At 74.0% G+C, this 19654-nt stretch carries 16 protein-coding genes; 1 reads left to right on the forward strand and 15 read right to left on the reverse strand.

Annotation, left to right across the window (positions count from 1 at the left end; translation table 11 throughout):
* Positions 1-41: 41 nt before the first annotated feature.
* From rpe to fmt, 3 genes are all read right to left on the reverse strand, one after another.
* Positions 42-725, reverse strand: coding sequence for a ribulose-phosphate 3-epimerase (gene rpe, locus IE106_RS28435; protein WP_189538162.1), 684 nt, complete (start codon positions 723-725; stop codon positions 42-44).
* Between the two features lie 171 nt (positions 726-896).
* Positions 897-2333 carry an RsmB/NOP family class I SAM-dependent RNA methyltransferase gene (locus IE106_RS28440; protein ID WP_189538112.1) on the reverse strand — a complete coding sequence of 479 codons (1437 nt, stop codon included), beginning with the start codon at positions 2331-2333 and terminating at the stop codon, positions 897-899.
* A 189-nt stretch (positions 2334-2522) separates the two neighbouring features.
* Positions 2523-3455, reverse strand: coding sequence for a methionyl-tRNA formyltransferase (gene fmt, locus IE106_RS28445; protein WP_189538113.1), 933 nt, complete (start codon positions 3453-3455; stop codon positions 2523-2525).
* 270 nt (positions 3456-3725) lie between these two features.
* Between fmt and IE106_RS28450 the strand changes: the two genes are divergently transcribed.
* Entirely contained in the window at positions 3726-4232 is a 507-nt protein-coding gene (locus IE106_RS28450) for a hypothetical protein (RefSeq protein WP_189538114.1), read from the forward strand.
* A gap of 430 nt (positions 4233-4662) precedes the next feature.
* Here the strand turns inward: IE106_RS28450 and IE106_RS28455 are convergent, their stop codons facing one another.
* The 12 genes from IE106_RS28455 to IE106_RS28510 form a co-directional block, all read right to left on the reverse strand.
* Positions 4663-6807: a primosomal protein N' gene (locus tag IE106_RS28455; RefSeq protein ID WP_189538115.1), complete on the reverse strand. Its 2145-nt coding sequence runs from the start codon at positions 6805-6807 to the stop codon at positions 4663-4665.
* 128 nt (positions 6808-6935) lie between these two features.
* Positions 6936-8144: a methionine adenosyltransferase gene (metK, locus tag IE106_RS28460; RefSeq protein WP_189538116.1), complete on the reverse strand. Its 1209-nt coding sequence runs from the start codon at positions 8142-8144 to the stop codon at positions 6936-6938.
* Positions 8145-8389: 245 nt separating this feature from the next.
* Positions 8390-9598 carry a bifunctional phosphopantothenoylcysteine decarboxylase/phosphopantothenate--cysteine ligase CoaBC gene (gene coaBC, locus IE106_RS28465; RefSeq protein WP_189538117.1) on the reverse strand — a complete coding sequence of 403 codons (1209 nt, stop codon included), beginning with the start codon at positions 9596-9598 and terminating at the stop codon, positions 8390-8392.
* A gap of 150 nt (positions 9599-9748) precedes the next feature.
* Positions 9749-10021, reverse strand: coding sequence for a DNA-directed RNA polymerase subunit omega (gene rpoZ / locus IE106_RS28470; protein ID WP_003982715.1), 273 nt, complete (start codon positions 10019-10021; stop codon positions 9749-9751).
* 32 nt (positions 10022-10053) lie between these two features.
* Entirely contained in the window at positions 10054-10647 is a 594-nt protein-coding gene (gene gmk, locus IE106_RS28475) for a guanylate kinase (protein ID WP_189538118.1), read from the reverse strand.
* Between the two features lie 51 nt (positions 10648-10698).
* Positions 10699-11022 carry an integration host factor gene (locus IE106_RS28480; protein ID WP_010470436.1) on the reverse strand — a complete coding sequence of 108 codons (324 nt, stop codon included), beginning with the start codon at positions 11020-11022 and terminating at the stop codon, positions 10699-10701.
* Positions 11023-11352: 330 nt separating this feature from the next.
* Positions 11353-12192 carry an orotidine-5'-phosphate decarboxylase gene (gene pyrF / locus IE106_RS28485; protein WP_189538119.1) on the reverse strand — a complete coding sequence of 280 codons (840 nt, stop codon included), beginning with the start codon at positions 12190-12192 and terminating at the stop codon, positions 11353-11355.
* On the reverse strand, positions 12189-13298 hold the full coding sequence (locus IE106_RS28490) for a quinone-dependent dihydroorotate dehydrogenase (protein ID WP_189538163.1): 1110 nt from the start codon (positions 13296-13298) through the stop codon (positions 12189-12191). The genes pyrF and IE106_RS28490 overlap by 4 nt, the downstream gene beginning before the upstream one ends.
* A 61-nt stretch (positions 13299-13359) precedes the next feature.
* The gene (gene carB / locus IE106_RS28495; RefSeq protein ID WP_189538120.1) at positions 13360-16668 is read right to left on the reverse strand and encodes a carbamoyl-phosphate synthase large subunit; all 3309 of its coding nucleotides are present in this window, start codon (positions 16666-16668) and stop codon (positions 13360-13362) included.
* Complete coding sequence (gene carA, locus IE106_RS28500) at positions 16661-17800, reverse strand: glutamine-hydrolyzing carbamoyl-phosphate synthase small subunit (RefSeq protein WP_189538121.1); 1140 nt, start codon at positions 17798-17800, stop codon at positions 16661-16663. Before carA ends, carB begins: the two co-directional genes overlap by 8 nt.
* Entirely contained in the window at positions 17797-18369 is a 573-nt protein-coding gene (locus IE106_RS28505; RefSeq protein WP_189538122.1) for a PH-like domain-containing protein, read from the reverse strand. The genes carA and IE106_RS28505 overlap by 4 nt, the downstream gene beginning before the upstream one ends.
* Positions 18366-19652 (reverse strand): dihydroorotase, encoded by a 1287-nt coding sequence (locus IE106_RS28510; RefSeq protein WP_189538123.1) that lies wholly within the window; start codon positions 19650-19652, stop codon positions 18366-18368. The genes IE106_RS28505 and IE106_RS28510 overlap by 4 nt, the downstream gene beginning before the upstream one ends.
* Positions 19653-19654 lie beyond the last annotated feature (2 nt).

Below are 19654 nucleotides of genomic sequence, written 5' to 3' on the forward strand. Positions count from 1 at the left end.
CCTGTTGGTTTGCGTTCATCTCCCGGTGACCCACCGGTGGCTCAGTGTCCGCACGCCCAGGCGGCGGAGGCCGTCGCCCGGTCGGCCTTGTCGCGCAGCACCCGCACGGCCTCGGCCGGGTCGTCGGCCCCGTACACGGCGGACCCGGCGACGAAGACGTCCGCGCCGGCCTCGGCGCAGCGCTCGATCGTGGACGCCGAGACGCCGCCGTCGACCTGGAGCCACAGCTCCAGGCCGTGCTTGGAGATCAGCTCACGGGTGCGGCGGATCTTCGGCAGCATGACGTCGAGGAAGGCCTGCCCGCCGAACCCCGGCTCGACGGTCATGATCAGCAGCATGTCCAGCTCGGGCAGCAGGTCCTCGAACGGCTCGATGGGCGTGGCGGGCCTGAGCGCCATGGAGGCGCGCGCGCCCTTGGCCCGGATCTCCCTCGCCAGCCGTACCGGCGCGGCGGCCGCCTCCACGTGGAACGTGACGGACCCGGCGCCGGCCTCCACGTACTGCGGGGCCCAGCGGTCGGGGTCCTCGATCATGAGGTGGCAGTCCAGCGGCGTGTCCGTCGCCCGGCTGAGCGACTCGACGACCGGCACGCCCAGCGTGAGGTTGGGCACGAAGTGGTTGTCCATGACGTCGACGTGGAGCCAGTCGGCGCCTTCGACGGCCCGGGCCTCCTCGGCGAGGCGGGCGAAGTCGGCGGACAGGATGCTGGGGTTGATCTGGGCCATGTGCCAAGCCTGCCATGCCACGCGGCCCTTCCTCGCCCCGATCCCCCGGCGCGGTCGCGCCGGGGGCGGGACAGTCCGCCCGAACCCCCGCAAACCCCGTGCGGACCGTCGCCGTCCGGACCGCCGTCCGGGGCCCGGGGCGGCGCGTCGGCCGCCCCGGGGCCGGCTCGGTCAGGCGGTACGGCGGAGCAGCGCCAGGTACATGGCGTCGGTGCCGTGCAGGTGGGGCCAGAGCTGGACGTCCGGCCCGTCGCCGAGCGCGGGGACGCCGGGCATCAGCGGGCGCGCGTCGATCCACTCGGCGGTCACCTCCTGCGCTCCCCCGTGCCCCTTGAGCACGTCGTCCACGACGGCGCGGGTCTCGGCGAGGTGCGGCGAGCAGGTCGCGTAGCCGACGACGCCGCCGACCCGCGCGGACTTCAGCGCCTCGGCCAGCAGGGAGCGCTGGAGCGGCGCGAAGCCCTCCAGGTCCTCCGGCCTGCGGCGCCAGCGCGCCTCGGGGCGGCGCCGCAGAGCACCGAGGCCGGAGCAGGGCACGTCGACGAGGACGCGGTCGAACGAGCCGGGGCGCCACGGCGGACGGGTGCCGTCGGCGGTGACGACCTCGTACGGGCCGGGGTTCCCGGCGAGGGCGCGCTGGACGAGGCGGGCGCGGTGGGGCTGCTTCTCGGCGGCGAGCAGGGCGGCACCGCGCCGGGCCGCGAGGGCGCCCAGCAGGGCGGCCTTGCCGCCGGGTCCCGCGCAGCCGTCGAGCCACCGCGCGTCGGGGCCGTCGAGGGGGGCGTCGGCCAGGGCCATGGCCACCAGCTGGCTGCCCTCGTCCTGGACGCCCGCGCGGCCCTCCCGTACGGCGTCGAGGGCGCCCGGCTCGCCGCCCTCCGCGAGCCGCACGGCGTACGGGGACCAGCGCCCGGGCTCCCCGGCGCCCTCGCCCAGCACGTCCAGCAGCTCGGCCCGGGTGGCGCGGCCGGGGCGGGCCACGAGGGTCACCTCGGGGCGCTCGTTGTCGGCCTCCAGCAGGTCCTCGATGCCGGCGCGGCCGCCGCCGAGGGCGTCCCACAGGGCGGAGACGATCCAGCGGGGGTGCGCGTGCACGACGGCGAGGTGGTCCTCGGGGTCCTCGTCGTAGGGCGGCGCGACCTCCGCCAGCCAGCCCTCCAGGTCGCGCTGGGCGACGCGGCGCAGGACGGCGTTGACGAACTTGGCCCGTCCGTCGCCCAGCACGACGCGGGCGAGCTCGACGCTCGCCGACACGGCGGCGTGCGTCGGGATGCGCGTGCCGAGCAGCTGGTGCGCGCCGAGCGCCAGCACGTCCAGCACCGGCGGGTCGACCTCGCGCAGCGGCCGGTCGACGCAGGCGGCGACGATCGCGTCGTACGTGCCCTGCCGGCGCAGCGTGCCGTACACCAGCTCCGTCGCGAGCGCGGCGTCCCGCGCGTCGAAGCCCTCCTGCTCGCGGGCCTTCCTCAGCAGCGGGGGCAGCACGAGGTTCGCGTACGCGTCCCGCTCGTCCACGGCGCGCAGCGCCTCGAAGGCCAGGACGCGCACCGGGTCCTTCCGGGGGCGCCGGTACGGCTTGGAGGGACGGCGACGGCCTTGCTCGCTCAAAAGGTGCTCCGCTTCCAGAGGGGTCGAACCCTCCCAGGGTAGTCCCCCGCCCCCGGCCGCGGCCGCCCGCGCGGGACGGCCCCGGCACGGCCGGCGCCTCGCGGCCGCGGGGTGCCGGGCGCCGGTCCGCGGCGGGGCGGACCGGCCCGCCGGGGGCCGGCGCCCGGTGTCGGGGGCCGGCGCGTGGCGTCAGGCGCCGAGGCGCTCGCCCGCCGCGATGCGGACGCCGCGGGCCCAGTCCGCCGCGCGCATGGGCTTCTTGCCCTGGGCCTGGACCCAGATCAGCTCCACCGCGTGGGAGCCGGTGCCGACGTGCACGTGGTTCTTGCCGGCCGACAGCTCGCCCGGCGCCAGGTCCGTACGGTCCGGTGCCGGCGCCGCCTGGACGAGCTTCAGGCGCTCGCCGCGGAACACGGTCCACGCCCCGGGGGCGGGCGTGCAGCCCCGCACCACCCGGTCGACGCGCAGCGCCGGCGCCGTCCAGTCGACGCGGGCGTCCTCGACGGTGATCTTCGGGGCGAGGGTGACGCCCTCCGCGGGCTGCGGCACCGCCTGGAGCGTGCCGTCCTCGATGCCGTCCATCGTCGCCGCGAGCAGCCCGGCGCCCGCGAAGGCGAGCCGGGTGAGCAGGTCGCCGCTGGTGTCGGTGGGGCGGACCTCCTCGGTGACGACGCCGTAGACGGGCCCCGAGTCCAGGCCCTCCTCGATCAGGAAGGTCGACGCCCCGGTCACCTCGTCCCCGGCCATCAGCGCGTGCTGGACGGGCGCGGCGCCGCGCCACGCGGGCAGCAGCGAGAAGTGCAGGTTCACCCAGCCGCGGGCCGGGACGTCCAGCGCGGCCTTCGGCAGGAGCGCCCCGTAGGCGACGACGGGGCAGCAGTCCGGCGCGATCTCGCGGAGCCGGGCGAGGAACTCCTCGTCGCGCGGCTTCGCGGGCTTGAGGACCTCGATGCCCGCCTCGGCGGCCCGCTCCGCGACGGGGCTCGCGACCAGGCGCCGGCCCCGTCCGGCCGGGGCGTCGGGCCGCGTGACGACGGCGGCCACCTCGTGCCGGCCGGAGGCGAGCAGGGCGTCCAGGGCGGGGACGGCGACCTCGGGGGTGCCTGCGAAGACGAGCTTCACTCCGTGTTACCTCGCTTGTTCGTCGGATGCGCCGGAGTCGCGGCGGGAGGGCCCTGCCGGGGCGGTCCGCGGGGCGGCCGGGCGGCGCACCAGTCTAGGGCCCGGGGCCCCGGGGGGCGTACGCGTGCCCGCGCGCCTCGCGCATATGCGGATACGCCTCTGCTGCGTGACCCCGGCCGCGGGTGGCGCGTTGTCAAAGGAGATTGACCGTATCGGGCCGCACTCGGATGCGGCCCGCCCCTTTCCAACGCCGGTTCGAGAGGCTTGTCAATGGCCGACCACGCAACCCACGACGCCCAAGCCCGGGCGAGCCTGCACCTGTTGGTGCGGGACATCGAGCGGGTCCGCCGGCAGGTGGACGCCCTGCGCACGCTCACCGCCCAGCTGGGCAACGTCTACCGCCCGCGTCGCTCCGGCCCGTCGACGGGCTTCGTCGTCTACGGCAGGGCCCCGGCCCCCACCGTCCGGCTCGCGCAGGAGCTGCGGGACAGCGTCGAGACCCTGGTCACCGCGGCCGTCGACTTCGACCGCTCGCTGGGCTTCTCGTGGGACGCGGTCGGCTCGGCGCTGGGGGTCACCAAACAGGCCGTGCACCGCCGGTACGGGGCGCGCCGCGCGGCCGCCCAGCCGCCGGCCGCGGCGGAGCGCCCGGCGCAGGCGGCGTCGGTCCCGCCCGCGCGGTCGGTGGCGCCGCAGCCGACCGCGCAGGCGTTCAGGGACCAGCCCCACCGGGAGGAGGTCCGCCCGAGCGCCTTCCCCGCCCCGCGCAACGGCTGACCCCTCCCCCCTCCCGGCCGCCCCGCCCGCCCTCCTCCCCCGGCAGGCGGGGCGGCTCCGTCCCCCCGCCCGCGCCGCGTACACCGGCCGCGCCGCGCATCCCGCCCACGTCGCCGCGCCGCCCGCGCCGTGCATCCCGCCCGCCGGTGGCGGCCTTCCCCGGGTCAGGCCGGGAAGTCGGTACCGCTCCCCCGCCGCCGCTCGAACCGCCGCCGGAAGCCGGGCCACCCCGCACGCCCCCCTCCGGGCCCGTACGGCGGGACGTGGTGCCCGCAGGCCGAGAAGACCTCGATGTCCGGCCCGCCCGGGCCCGTACGACGAAACGTCTTCTCGGCACGGGCCGGCCCCCGGGGCGGACCGGCTCAGGACGGGCCCGCCCCGGGCGGAACACCCCGGGGCGGACCGACCTCCCACGGCCCTCCCGCCCCGCTCAGCCGATGTCCGGCGGGTCCATCCTGACGCGGACCGGCGACGCGCCCCCCTTGGCCAGGCGGGCGGCCTGGGCCTCCTTGAGGGCGGACGCCAGGGCCGCGCCGGTGCCCGGCGGGACCCGCACCAGGGCGCGTTCCCACGGCTCGCCGGCGGGCGGGTCGCCCGGGCGGCGCGGCCCGCCGGGGGGCGCGGGGGGAACCGGCACCGGCCCCAGGACCTCCGCGTCCGGCGGGAGCCCGGCCGCCGCCAGGAACTCGGCGACGGCTCCCGGGCGGCCCGCCACCGCGGCCATGCGGGAGACCGGCGGGAAGCCCAGCTCCGCGCGCTCGGCCAGCTCCCGCTGGGCGTGGCCCACCGGGTCCCACCGCACCAGCGCCTGCACGGGCCGCAGCGTCGGCTCGGCGACGACCACCACCGTGCCGCCCTCGTCCTGGCCCCGCACCAGCGACGCGGCGTCGATCCAGCGGCGCAGCGCCTCCTCGCCGGCCCGCAGGTCGGGCCTGGCCAGGAGGGCCCAGCCGTCCAGGAGCAGCGCGGCCGCGTACCCGCCCTCGGCGACCGGCTCGGCGCCCGGGGTGCTCACCACCAGCGCGGGCCGGCCCGGCACGGAGTCCAGGACGTGGTCCCGCCCGGAGGTGCGTACCGGCACGGCGGGGAAGGCCCGCCCCAGCTCCTCCGCCGTGCGCCGGGCGCCGACGACCCGCGCGCGCAGCCGGGGGGAGCCGCACTCGACGCACCGCCAGTCCGGCTCGCCGCGCCCGCACCAGCCGCACCTCAACTCCCGCTGCTCGGGGGCCTCCAGGGGCCCGGCGCAGTGCCGGCACCGGGCCGGTGCGCGGCACCGCTCGCACGCCAGCCGGGGCACGTAGCCGCGCCGGGGCACCTGCACCAGCACCGGCCCGGACTTCAGCCCGTCCCGTACGGCCTGCCACGCGAGGGACGGCAGCCGCGCGGCCCGCGCCGCCTCGTCGCGCGCCAGCTCCCCGTCGCCGACGGTCCGTACGAGCGGCGCGGCGGCCCGCACCCGCTCGCGCGGCGCCACCAGGGGCCGCGCCCAGCCGCTCTGGACGAGCTGGGCGGCCTCCACCGTGCAGCTCGTACCGCCCAGCAGGAAGCCGCACCCGTCGTGCGCGGCGCGCAGCAGCAGCACGTCGCGCGCGTGCGGCTGCGGGGCGTGCGGTTCGCTGTGGCTGCCGTCGCCGTCGTCCCAGACGGCGACGAGCCCCAGGTCCCGCACGGGCGCGAACATGGCGGCCCGTGTCCCGACGACCGCGCGCACCGAGCCGCGCCGCACCGCCAGCCACTGCCGGTACCGCCGCTCGGGCCCGGCCTCGGCGGTCAGCAGCGCGTGCCGCCCCTCCCCGAGGACGGCCGTCAGGGCGGCGTCCACGCGCGCGGCGGCCCGCCCGTCGGGGACGACGACGAGGGCGCCGCGCCCGGAGGCGAGCGTCGCGCCCACCGCCCGCGCCAGTTCCTGCGCCCAGTGCGGGCCGGGCAGGGCGTTCCACACGGCACGGGGCGCCCCCCCGCGCGCGAGGGCGCTCAGGAACGCCTCCCCGTGCGCGTACCGCGTCCACGTGCCGGCCTCGGGCACGGGCGGCGGCGGCAGCGGCTCGGGCGACGGCCTGCCCTCCGCGCGGGCGCTGCGCGGCGGCACGGCGAGTTGCAGGACGTCGGCGAGGCTGCCCGCGTACCGGTCGGCGACCGCCCGCGCCAGCCCCAGCAGTTCGGGGCTCAGGACGGGTTCGGGGGACACCACGTCGGCGAGCGCGGCCAGCGGCCCCGTGTAGTCCGTGTCGGCGCGCCGCTCGACGAGGAACCCGTCGATGAGCCGCCCGCCCTCGCGCCGCCCGTCCCGCACCTGGTGCGCGCCCGCGCCGAACCGCACCCGCACCCGCACCCCGGGCCGGGCCGCGGCGTCGAGCTCCTCGGGGACCGCGTAGTCGAAGAACTGGTCGAGGTGGAGCACGCCCTTGTTGACGACGACCCGCGCGACGGGCAGCTCCTTCGCCAGCGCGGCCCCCCGCCACGTCCGCGGCCTGGCCCGCGGCGCCTTCGCCTTCCGCACGGACTCCCGGATGAGCGCGAGCTGCTCCGGCCCCTCGCCCGGCCGCCCTTCCCGATTCCCGCTCCCGCTGCTCACAGCCCCATGCCTACCAGACACCACCGACAACACCGCTCCGGCCGCGGGGTGCGGACGGGCACCCGCAAACGCCGGAGTCCGGCTCCGTACGGGACGGGGCCGGACTTCCGGTACGCGCGGGGTGGGTGCTACAGGCCCGCGGCCTTGCGCAGGGCGTCGACGCGGTCGGTGCGCTCCCAGGTGAAGTCGGGCAGCTCGCGGCCGAAGTGGCCGTAGGCCGCGGTCTGGGAGTAGATCGGACGCAGCAGGTCCAGATCACGGATGATCGCGGCCGGACGCAGGTCGAAGACCTCCGCGATCGCGTTCTCGATCCGCTCCACCTCGACCTTGGCCGTGCCGAAGGTCTCCACGAACAGGCCCACCGGCTCGGCCTTGCCGATCGCGTAGGCGACCTGGACCTCACACCGCGAGGCCAGCCCGGCCGCCACCACGTTCTTGGCCACCCACCGCATCGCGTAGGCCGCCGAACGGTCCACCTTGGACGGGTCCTTGCCCGAGAAGGCACCCCCGCCATGACGGGCCATGCCCCCGTACGTGTCGATGATGATCTTCCGACCGGTCAGACCCGCGTCCCCCATCGGACCACCGATCTCAAAACGCCCCGTCGGGTTCACCAGCAGCCGGTAGCCCTCCGTCTCCAGCTTGATCCCGTCGTCCAGCAACTGCCCCAGCACGTGCTCCACGACGAACTCACGGATGTCGGGCGCCAGCAGCGACTCCAGGTCGATGTCACTGGCGTGCTGCGAGGAGACCACCACCGTGTCCAGACGGACCGCCTTGTCCCCGTCGTACTCGATCGTCACCTGCGTCTTGCCGTCCGGACGCAGATACGGGATCGTCCCGTTCTTGCGCACCTCCGTCAGACGCCGCGACAACCGGTGCGCCAGATGGATCGGCAGCGGCATCAGCTCCGGCGTCTCGTCCGACGCGTAGCCGAACATCAACCCCTGGTCACCGGCACCCTGCTGGTCCAGCTCGTCCTGGTCACCCTCCACCCGCTGCTCGTAGGCCGCGTCGACCCCCTGCGCGATGTCCGGCGACTGCGCACCGATCGACACCGACACCCCACACGAAGCACCGTCGAAACCCTTCTTCGACGAGTCGTAACCGATCTCCAGGATCTTCTCGCGCACCAACGTGGGAATGTCCGCGTACGCCTGGGTGGTCACCTCACCGGCCACATGCACCAACCCGGTGGTGATCAGCGTCTCCACCGCCACACGAGAGGACGGGTCCTCCCGCAGCAACGCGTCGAGAATGGTGTCACTGATCTGGTCAGCGATCTTGTCGGGATGCCCCTCGGTCACGGACTCCGAGGTGAAAAGACGACGGGACACAACGCTCCCTGGGTTTGCAGCGGCTGCTGGCTGATCGTTTGTGGACCGGCAGGGGGCTGCGCCCCGCGTCGTTCCGGGAACAGTTTATCGGGCCCTCTCGGGCAGGGGACCAGGCGTCTCGCACAGCGGAAGCCTGATTGGCCACATCGTTCCCACCGCCGAAGGCAAGATCACCTTTCCGTACGGGGGGAGTTGCCCCGCCGCCGGGGGTCGGCGGGCTGTGAGGGGAATCACGGGATTCACCCTCATGGCAGACGGGGCACCACCAGGTCCCACACGGTGTCCGCGAGGTCCTCCTTGGGGCCGTGCGGGACGGGGGTCTCGGTGCCGTCGGAGCCGAGGACGACGGCCTCGTTCTCCTCGGAACCGAAGGTCCTGCGCTCCCCCACCTCGTTGACGACGAGCAGGTCGCAGCCCTTGCGGCGGAGCTTGTCGCGGCCGTTCGCGAGGACGTCGTCGGTCTCGGCGGCGAAGCCGACGACGACCTGGCCGGGGCGGGCGCGGTCGGCGGAGAGCTCCGCGAGGACGTCCGGGTTGCGGACGAGGGCGACGGGCGCGGGCTCCTCGCCCTCCCGCTTCTTGATCTTGCCTTCGGCGTACGCGGCGGGCCGGAAGTCCGCCACGGCCGCGGCCATGACGACCACGTCGGCGTCGGCGGCGGCCTTCAGGACGGCCTCGCGCAGCTGGAGGGCGGTGCCGACGCGGACGACGTCGACGCCGGCCGGGTCGGGCATGCCGGTGTTGGCCTCGACGAGGGTGACGCGGGCGCCGCGCGCGGCGGCGGTGCGGGCGAGGGCGTAGCCCTGCTTGCCGGAGGAACGGTTCCCCAGGTACCGGACGGGGTCGAGCGGCTCGCGGGTGCCGCCGGCGCTGACCACCACGTGGCGGCCGGCGAGGTCGGGCTCGGCGGCGCCGCGGGCGAGGACCCGGCGGCAGACCTCGAAGATCTCGGCGGGGTCGGGGAGGCGGCCCTTGCCCGTGTCGACGCCGGTGAGGCGGCCGACGGCGGGCTCGATGACCACGGCGCCGCGGCGGCGCAGCGTGGCGACGTTCTCCCGGGTGGCCGGGTGCTCCCACATCTCGGTGTGCATGGCGGGGGCGAAGACGACCGGGCAGCGGGCGGTGAGCAGCGTGTTGGTGAGGAGGTCGTCGGCGAGGCCGTGGGCGGCCTTGGCGAGCATGTCGGCGGTGCAGGGGGCGACGACGACGAGGTCGGCCGCCTGCCCGATGCGGACGTGGGGGACCTCGTGGACGTCCTCCCAGACCTGGTCGGAGACCGGGTTGCCGGAGAGCGCGGACCAGGTCGCGGCGCCGACGAAGTGGAGGGCGGACGCGGTCGGGACGACCCGTACGTCATGGCCCGACTCGGTCAGCCGGCGCAGCAGCTCGCACGCCTTGTAGGCGGCGATGCCGCCGCTGACTCCGAGGACGACCTTGGGCTTGGGCTCGGACACTGCGCCTCCCGCTCTGAGGGTTGGTACGGCGTCCCGGCTTCGGGGCCGCACGGCCTCCGGGACCGCACGGCCACCGGACGTCGCGCCTTCCGGGACACACCGCAGGCCCGGCGGACGCCCGCCGGGCCTGGTGATGACGTAAGGACGCGCTTACTGCGCCGGGCCCTCGACGGCCTCGGAGGTCAGCAGGCCCGCGTTGATCTCCCGCAGGGCGATCGAGAGGGGCTTCTCGTGGACGTGGGTGTCCACCAGCGGACCGACGTACTCGAGCAGGCCCTCACCGAGCTGCGAGTAGTACGCGTTGATCTGCCGCGCGCGCTTGGCCGCGTAGATCACGAGGCTGTACTTCGAGTCAGTGGCCTCGAGCAGCTCGTCGATCGGCGGGTTGATGATGCCCTCGGGCGCGGTGATGGAAGAGGACACGCTCTACCTTCCGAAAAAGTGGACAAAGAGAATCAGACAACGTCCATCAAGGCTAGCAGCTCACGTGCCACGTCCTCGACGGAGGTGTTGACCAGGGTGACGTCGAACTCGGACTCGGCCGCGAGCTCGACCTTGGCCGCCTCCAGGCGCCGCTCGATGACCTCGGGCGACTCGGTGCCGCGGCCGGTGAGCCGGCGGACCAGCTCGTCCCAGCTCGGCGGGGCCAGGAAGACCAGCTGCGCGTCGGGCATGGACTCGCGCACCAGCCGGGCGCCCTGGAGGTCGATCTCCAGGAGGACGGGCTCGCCGGCCTCCAGCCGGTCCTGGACGGCCCGGCGCGGCGTGCCGTAGCGGTTGCCGGCGAACTCGGCCCACTCCAGCAGTTCGCCGTTGGCGATGAGCTTGTCGAACTCGTCGTCCGTGACGAAGTGGTACTGCACGCCGTCCTGCTCGCCGGGACGCGGCGTGCGGGTCGTGGCCGACACCGAGAGCCAGACCTCCGGGTGGACCTTGCGCATATGGGCGACGACCGTGCTCTTGCCGACCCCGGAGGGGCCGGAGAGCACGGTCAGCCGCGGACGTACGACCGGGGGCTCGGGGGTCGTCCCCCGGGATGTTGCAGCCATGGGGCGATTATTCCAGCTTCCGGGAGTGTCCCGGACGCCAGGTATCGGCCGTCAGGCCTTGGAGCCGCCGAATTCACGCTCCAGGGACGCGATCTGGTTGGAGCCGAGCCCGCGCACGCGGCGGCTCTCGGAGATGCCCAGCCGCTCCATGATCTGCTTGGCGCGGACCTTGCCCACGCCCGGCAGGGACTCCAGGAGGGCGGAGACCTTCATCTTGCCGATGACGTCGTTCTCCTGGCCCTGCTTGATGACCTCGTGGAGCGAGGCGCCGGAGTGCTTGAGTCGATTCTTGACCTCGGCCCGCTCCCGGCGAGCCGCGGCGGCCTTTTCGAGCGCGGCTGCGCGCTGTTCAGGGGTAAGGGGCGGAAGAGCCACGCCTACGTCACCTCGGATGTCGAACTGTCGGATACGGACCGGTGAGGAACCTAGTCGGCCCACACCAAGGGAGCAACGAGCAACGCAGTGACGCTGCGAACGCTGACTCTCGTCGGAGACTAGCGGCCAAGGCCGCCCGAGTCAGCGAGAACAGCGGAAAAGTCCTGGTCAGCATCGATCCTGCCCGACAAACGCGACATAACGCCCCCGTTTGGGGCCCGAATCCGTCAACAACCGCCACGGGCCGTTCCGCGGGCGCCGCGCGGGGCGGGACCGGGCGCCCGCCTGGCGGGACGGGCACCCGTGAGGTACATCACAGTATCCGCGGGCTCAGCCGCCGACGGCGGCGCGCACCTCGTCCGCGTACCGCTGCGCCGCGTCCCGCAGGGCCGCCGCGTCCGGGCCCTGCCGCAGGACGCCGCGGCTGACGTTCGGGACGACGTTGCGCACGGCGGCGCCGAAGACGCCCGGCAGGTCCGCCGGGGTGGCGCCCTGGGCGCCGATGCCCGGCGCCAGGAGGGGGCCGTTGACGTCCAGGTCGAAGGAGGACAGGTCGCCGAGGGTGGCGCCGACGACCGCGCCGAAGGAGCCCATGGGGGTCTCCCCCGCGTTCTCCTCGGCGAGGTGCGCCAGCACGGTCGCCCCGACGGTCCGCCCGTCCTCGCGCACGGCCCGCTGGACCTCGGCGCCCTCCGGGTTGGAGGTCAGGGCGAGGACGAACAGGCCGGCGCCGCTCTCGCGCGCGAGGTCGACGGCCGGCTTCAGGGAGCCGTAGCCCAGGTACGGGGAGACGGTCAGCGCGTCCGAGAACAGCGGCGAGTCCTCGCGCAGGAACGTCTCGGCGTACGCGGCCATGGTGGAGCCGATGTCACCGCGCTTGGCGTCCATGACGACGAGGGCGCCCGCCTCCCGCAGGTCGGCGACGGCCCTCTCCAGGACCGCGACGCCGCGCGAGCCGAACCGCTCGAAGAAGGCGCTCTGCGGCTTGAAGACGGCCACGGTGCCGGCCAGCGCCTCCACCACGGTGCGGGTGAAGGTCTCCAGGCCGCCGACGTCGTCCGCGAGGCCCCAGGCGGAGAGCAGGGAGGCGTGCGGGTCGATGCCGACGCAGAGCGGGCCGCGTGCGTCCATGGCCTCGCGCAGGCGGGCGCCGAAGGGTGCGGGGGTCACTGGACGGCCTTTCGGGTGTCCGCGCCGACGGCGTCGGCGAGGGTGGCGTACGGGGAGGCCTTCAGCCGGGCCGCGAGGCCCTTGCGGACGGCGCGGGCGTAGAAGGGGCCCTCGTAGATGAAGGCGCTGTAGCCCTGTACGAGGGTGGCGCCGGCGAGGATGCGCCGCCAGGCGTCCTCGGCGTTCTCGACGCCGCCGACGCCCACGAGGACGAGCCGGTCGCCCACGCGCGCGTAGAGGCGGCGCAGGACCTCCAGGGACCGCTCCTTGAGGGGGGCGCCGGACAGGCCGCCGGTCTCCGCGACGAGCGCCGGGTCGGAGACGAGGCCCAGGCCGTCGCGGGCGATGGTGGTGTTGGTGGCGATGATCCCGTCCAGGCCCAGCTCCACGGCGAGGTCGGCGACGGCGTCGACGTCCTCGTCGGCCAGGTCGGGGGCGATCTTCACCAGGAGCGGGACTCGGCGGTCGGTGACCGTGCGGTCGGCGGCCTCCCGGACGGCGGTGAGCAGCGGCCGGAGCGCCTCGGTGGCCTGGAGGTCGCGCAGGCCGGGCGTGTTGGGCGAGGAGACGTTGACGACGAGGTAGTCGGCGTGGCCGGCCAGGCGCTCGGTGGACTTCACGTAGTCCGCGACGGCCTCGGCCTCGGGGACGGCCTTGGTCTTGCCGATGTTGACGCCGACGGCCGTCCTGAAGACCGGCACGCGCTCGCGCAGCCGCCGCGCCACGGCGGCGGAGCCCTCGTTGTTGAAGCCCATGCGGTTGATCAGGGCGCGGTCCGGAACCAGGCGGAAGAGGCGCTTCTTGGGGTTGCCGGGCTGCGGCTCGCCGGTGACGGTGCCGATCTCGACGTGGTCGAAGCCCAGCATCGCCATGCCGTCGATCGCGACGGCGTTCTTGTCGAAGCCGGCGGCCAGCCCGAAGGGGCCGTGCATGCGCAGGCCGAGGGCCTCGGTGCGCAGCTCCCTGGGGCGGGGCGCGAGGACGGCGGCGGCGAGGGTGCGCAGCACGGGGACGCCGGCCAGGAGGCGGATCCAGCGGACGGCCGCGTGGTGGGCGCGCTCCGGGTCCATCCGCTTGAAGACGAGGTGGAAGAAGAGTTCGTACATCTCGGTGGGTGTCCTCATGAGGAGGGGGACACCGCGGTGGCGGTGTCCCCCTCGTGGGCTGCTAGTCGCGGGCCGCGATCAGGTGTTCGGCGTGTTCCTGGAGGGAGCGGACGCCGACCCCTCCGTGGGTGAGGGCGTCGATGCCCTGGACGGCCGCGGCGAGCGCCTGGACCGTGGTGAGGCAGGGGACGCCGCGCGCCACGGCGGCGGTGCGGATCTCGTAGCCGTCGAGGCGGCCACCGGTGCCGTACGGGGTGTTGACGATGAGGTCGACCTCGCCGGCGTGGATCAGCTGGACGATGGTCTTCTCGCCGCCGGGGCCCTCGCCCTCGGACTGCTTGCGCACGACGGTGGCGTTGATGCCGTTGCGCTTGAGGACCTCGGCGGTGCCGGAGGTGGCGAGCAGCTCGAAGCCGTGGGCGACCAGCTCGCGCGCCGGGAAGATCATCGAGCGCTTGTCGCGGTTGGCGACCGAGATGAACGCGCGGCCCTTGGTGGGCAACGGGCCGTACGCGCCGGCCTGCGACTTGGCGTACGCCGTGCCGAAGACCGAGTCGATGCCCATGACCTCGCCGGTGGAGCGCATCTCCGGGCCGAGGACGGTGTCGACGCCGCGGCCGTGGATGTCGCGGAAGCGCGACCACGGCATGACGGCCTCCTTGACGGAGATCGGCGCGTCGAGCGGGAGCTCGCCGCCGTCGCCGCGCGCGGGCAGCAGGCCCTCGGCGCGCAGCTCGGCGACGGTGGCGCCGAGCGAGATGCGGGCGGCGGCCTTCGCCAGCGGGACGGCGGTCGCCTTGGAGGTGAAGGGGACCGTGCGGGAGGCGCGCGGGTTGGCCTCCAGGACGTAGAGGATGTCCCCGGCCATGGCGAACTGGATGTTGATCAGGCCGCGGACGCCGACGCCCTTGGCGATGGCCTCGGTGGAGGCGCGCAGGCGCTTGACGTCGAAGCCGCCGAGGGTGATCGGGGGCAGGGCGCACGCCGAGTCGCCGGAGTGGATGCCGGCCTCCTCGATGTGCTCCATGACGCCGCCGAGGTACAGCTCCTCGCCGTCGTAGAGGGCGTCGACGTCGATCTCGATGGCGTCGTCGAGGAAGCGGTCGACGAGGACCGGCCGGGTGGGGCTGATCTCGGTGGACTCGGCGATGTACGTCTCGAGGCGCGCCTCGTCGTAGACGATCTCCATGCCGCGGCCGCCGAGCACGTAGGACGGGCGGACGAGGACCGGGTAGCCGATCTCGTCGGCGATCTCCTTGGCCTCGGCGAAGGTGGTCGCGGTGCCGTGCTTGGGCGCCGGGAGGCCGGCCTCCTTCAGGACGCGGCCGAAGGCGCCGCGGTCCTCGGCGGCGTGGATGGCCTCCGGCGGGGTGCCGACGACCGGTACGCCGTTGTCCTTGAGCGCCTGGGCGAGGCCGAGCGGGGTCTGGCCGCCGAGCTGGACGACCACGCCGGCGAGGGGGCCCGCCTGCTGCTCGGCGTGGACGATCTCCAGCACGTCCTCGAGCGTGAGCGGCTCGAAGTACAGGCGGTCGGAGGTGTCGTAGTCCGTGGAGACGGTCTCCGGGTTGCAGTTGACCATCACGGTCTCGTAGCCGGCGTCGCTCAGCGCGAAGGAGGCGTGGACGCAGGAGTAGTCGAACTCGATGCCCTGGCCGATCCGGTTGGGCCCGGAGCCGAGGATGATCACGGCGGGCTTGTCGCGGCGGGCGACCTCGGTCTCCTCGTCGTACGAGGAGTAGAAGTACGGGGTCTTCGCGGCGAACTCGGCGGCGCAGGTGTCGACCGTCTTGTAGACGGGACGGACACCGAGGGCGTGCCGGACCTCGCGGACGACGTCCTCGCGCAGGCCGCGGATCTCCGCGATCTGCTGGTCGGAGAAGCCGTGGCGCTTGGCCTCGGCGAGCAGCTCGGGGTGGAGCTTCTCGGCGGCGGCCAGCTCGTCGGCGATCTCCTTGATCAGGAACATCTGGTCGACGAACCACGGGTCGATCTTCGTGGCGTCGAAGACCTCCTCGGGGGTGGCGCCGGCGCGGATGGCCTGCATGACGGCGTTGATCCGGCCGTCGGTGGGGCGGACCGCCTCGCGCAGCAGCTCGGCCTTGTCGCCGGGGTCGCCGACGAAGGTGAACTGGCTGCCCTTCTTCTCCAGGGAGCGCAGGGCCTTCTGCAGCGCCTCGGTGAAGTTGCGGCCGATCGCCATGGCCTCGCCGACCGACTTCATGGTCGTGGTGAGGGTGGAGTCGGCGGACGGGAACTTCTCGAAGGCGAAGCGGGGCGCCTTGACCACGACGTAGTCGAGCGTGGGCTCGAAGGACGCCGGGGTCTCCTGGGTGATGTCGTTGGGGATCTCGTCGAGCGTGTAGCCGACGGCGAGCTTGGCGGCGATCTTGGCGATGGGGAAGCCGGTCGCCTTCGACGCCAGGGCGGAGGAGCGGGAGACGCGCGGGTTCATCTCGATGACGATGACCCGGCCGTCCTCGGGGTTGACGGCGAACTGGATGTTGCAGCCGCCGGTGTCGACGCCGACCTCGCGGATGATCGCGATACCGACGTCCCGGAGGATCTGGTACTCGCGGTCGGTGAGGGTCATCGCGGGCGCCACGGTGATGGAGTCGCCGGTGTGGACGCCCATGGGGTCGAAGTTCTCGATGGAGCAGACGACCACGACGTTGTCGTGCTTGTCGCGCATCAGCTCCAGCTCGTACTCCTTCCAGCCGAGGATGGACTCCTCCAGGAGCACCTCGGTGGTCGGCGACAGCGTGAGGCCCTGGCCGGCGATGCGGCGCAGCTCCTCCTCGTCGTGGGCGAAGCCGGAGCCGGCGCCGCCCATGGTGAAGGAGGGGCGGACGACGACGGGGTAGCCGCCGAGCGTCTCGACGCCCGCGAGGACGTCGTCCATGGAGTGGCAGATCACCGAGCGGGCGGACTCGCCGTGGCCGATCCTGGCGCGGACGGCCTCCACGACGCCCTTGAACAGGTCGCGGTCCTCGCCCTTGTGGATCGCCTCGACGTTGGCGCCGATCAGCTCCACGCCGTACTTCTCCAGGACACCCTGCTCGTGCATGGAGATCGCGGTGTTGAGCGCGGTCTGGCCGCCGAGGGTGGGCAGGAGGGCGTCGGGGCGCTCCTTGGCGATGATCTTCTCGACGAACTCGGGGGTGATCGGCTCGACGTACGTGGCGTCGGCGATCTCCGGGTCGGTCATGATCGTGGCCGGGTTGGAGTTCACCAGGATGACCCGCAGGCCCTCGGACTTGAGGACGCGGCACGCCTGGGTGCCGGAGTAGTCGAACTCGGCGGCCTGGCCGATGACGATCGGGCCGGAGCCGATCACCAGGACGGACTGGATGTCGGTGCGCTTAGGCACGCTCGGCCTCCATCAGGGAAACGAAGCGGTCGAACAGGTACGCGGCGTCGTGGGGACCCGCGGCCGCTTCGGGGTGGTACTGGACGCTGAAGGCCGGCTGGTCGAGCAGCTGGAGGCCCTCCACCACGTTGTCGTTGAGGCAGACGTGGGAGACCTCGGCGCGGCCGTAGGGGGTGTCGGACACCTGGTCGAGCGGGGCGTCGACGGCGAAGCCGTGGTTGTGCGCGGTGACCTCGACCTTGCCGGTCGTACGGTCCTGCACGGGCTGGTTGATGCCGCGGTGGCCGTACTTCAGCTTGTAGGTGCCGAAGCCGAGGGCGCGGCCGAGGATCTGGTTGCCGAAGCAGATGCCGAACAGGGGCGTCCTGCGCTCCAGGACGGCGCGCATGACGGCGACCGGGTGGTCGGCGGTGGCGGGGTCGCCGGGGCCGTTGGAGAAGAACACGCCGTCGGGGGCGACGGCGTACACGTCGTCGGCGGTGGCGGTGGCGGGCAGGACGTGCACCTCGATGCCGCGCTCGGCCATCCGCTGCGGGGTCATGCCCTTGATGCCGAGGTCGACGGCGGCGACGGTGAACTTCTTCTCGCCGATCGCGGGGACGACGTACGGCTCCTTGGTGGCGACCTCGGCGGAGAGGTCGGCGCCCTTCATCTGCGGCTGCGCCCGGACCTTGGCGAGCATGTCGGCGTCCCCGGTGACGGCGTCGCCGGAGAAGACGCCGACACGCATGGCGCCGCTCTCGCGCAGGTGGCGGGTGAGGGCGCGGGTGTCGATGCCGCTGATGCCGACGACGCCCTGGCGCTCCAGCTCCTCGTCGAGGGAGCGCCGGGAGCGCCAGTTGGAGGGGGTGCGGGCGGGGTCGCGGACGACGTACCCGGAGACCCAGATGCGGGCGGACTCGTGGTCCTCGTCGTTGACGCCGGTGTTGCCGACGTGCGGGGCCGTCATGACGACGACCTGGCGGTGGTAGGAGGGGTCGGTCAGGGTCTCCTGGTACCCGGTCATGCCGGTGGAGAAGACGGCCTCGCCGAACGTCTCCCCCACGGCCCCGTAGGCGCGGCCGCGGAAGCTGCGGCCGTCCTCCAGGACGAGGACGGCGGGAACCCTGGTTCCCCGGGTGGAGGTCGTCATCGTGCGGCGCCTTCCGTCGTGGTGTTCTCGGTGCTGAGTGAGGTGAGGGCGGTGACCCATGCGGGGTGCTCGGCTGCCCGGTCGGAGCGGAAGCCGGAGTCGATCAGCTGGTCGCCGTGGGCCCAGGTGACGACCAGCAGGCCGCCTTCGGTGAGGACCTTGCCGGCGATGCCCTTGTCGAGCCGTGCCCCGCGCAGCCGGTCGGCCGGGACGAAGAAGTCGGTGGCCCCGGGGCGTACGACCTCCAGGCCCGCGTCCGTCAGGGTGAGCTCGGCGTGGCTGCGGGTGCCGAGGCCGTGCGCCACGATCCGCTCCAGCCACTGCCCGGCCACGGTGGACCCGTGGTAGCGGCCGCTGAGGGTGAGGCGCGTCTCACCGGGGTTCTCGGGCGCGGTGGGCAGCTCGGGCAGGGCGGACTGCAGGCTGACGCGCCACTTCCAGCCCTGGCGCATCAGCCAGTAGGCGAGGGCCACGAAGAGGAGCAGTACGCCGACCCAGCCGAGGCGGGCGGTCCAGTCGGTCACCTCGGCCGACCGGGGTTCGGCGGCGAGGGGGATCAGAGTTGTCACGCGAGCTTCCCGTCCATGAGCGTTGCCCTGCCCCGCAGGAAGGTGTGGGTGACGCGTCCCGGCAGCTCGCGGCCCTCGTAGGGGGTGTTGCGGCTGCGGGAGGCGAAGTCCGCGGGGTCCACGGTCCCACGGTATGCCGGATCGACCAGCGTCAGGTTCGCGGGCTCGCCTGCCGAGACGGGGCGGCCGTGGCCGGTGGCGCCGCCGATCCGGGCGGGGGCGAAGGACATGCGGTCGGCGACGGCCGCCCAGTCGAGGAGGCCGGTGTCGACCATCGTGTGCTGGACCACGGACAGCGCGGTCTCCAGGCCGACCATGCCCATGGCGGCGGCGGCCCACTCGCAGTCCTTGTCCTCGTGCGGGTGCGGGGCGTGGTCGGTGGCGACGATGTCGATCGTGCCGTCGGCGAGCGCCTCGCGCAGGGCCGTCACGTCGCGCTCGGTGCGCAGCGGCGGGTTGACCTTGTAGACCGGGTCGTACGTGCGGACCATCTCGTCGGTGAGGAGGAGGTGGTGCGGGGTGACCTCGGCGGTGACGTCGATGCCGCGGGACTTGGCCCAGCGGACGATCTCGACGGAGCCGGCGGTCGACAGGTGGCAGATGTGGACGCGGGAGCCGACGTGCTCGGCGAGGAGGACGTCGCGGGCGATGATCGACTCCTCGGCGACGGCGGGCCAGCCGCCGAGGCCGAGCTCGGCGGAGACGACGCCCTCGTTCATCTGGGCGCCCTCGGTGAGCCGGGGCTCCTGGGCGTGCTGGGCGACGACGCCGCCGAACGCCTTCACGTACTCCAGGGCCCGGCGCATGATCACGGCGTCGTCGACGCACTTGCCGTCGTCGGAGAAGACGGTGACGCCGGCGGCGGACTCGTGCATGGCGCCGAGCTCGGCGAGCTTCCTGCCCTCCAGGCCGACGGTGACGGCGCCGATGGGCTGCACGTCGCAGTAGCCGTGCTCGCGGCCGAGGCGCCAGACCTGCTCGACGACGCCGGCGGTGTCGGCGACGGGGAAGGTGTTGGCCATGGCGAAGACGGCCGTGTAGCCGCCGCTCGCGGCGGCGCGGGTGCCGGTGAGGACGGTCTCGGAGTCCTCACGGCCGGGCTCGCGCAGGTGGGTGTGGAGGTCGACGAGGCCGGGCAGCAGGATCAGTCCCTCGGCCTCGACGACGGTGGCGCCCTCGGCGCTCAGGCCGGTGCCGACCTCGGCGATCGTCTCGCCGTCGACGAGGACGTCGCGGACCTCGCCGCCGAGGACCTTCGCACCACGGATCAGGGTCTTGCTCATGC

This window comes from Streptomyces roseolilacinus, assembly GCF_014649335.1.
Classification (GTDB): Bacteria; Actinomycetota; Actinomycetes; order Streptomycetales; family Streptomycetaceae; genus Streptomyces; species Streptomyces roseolilacinus.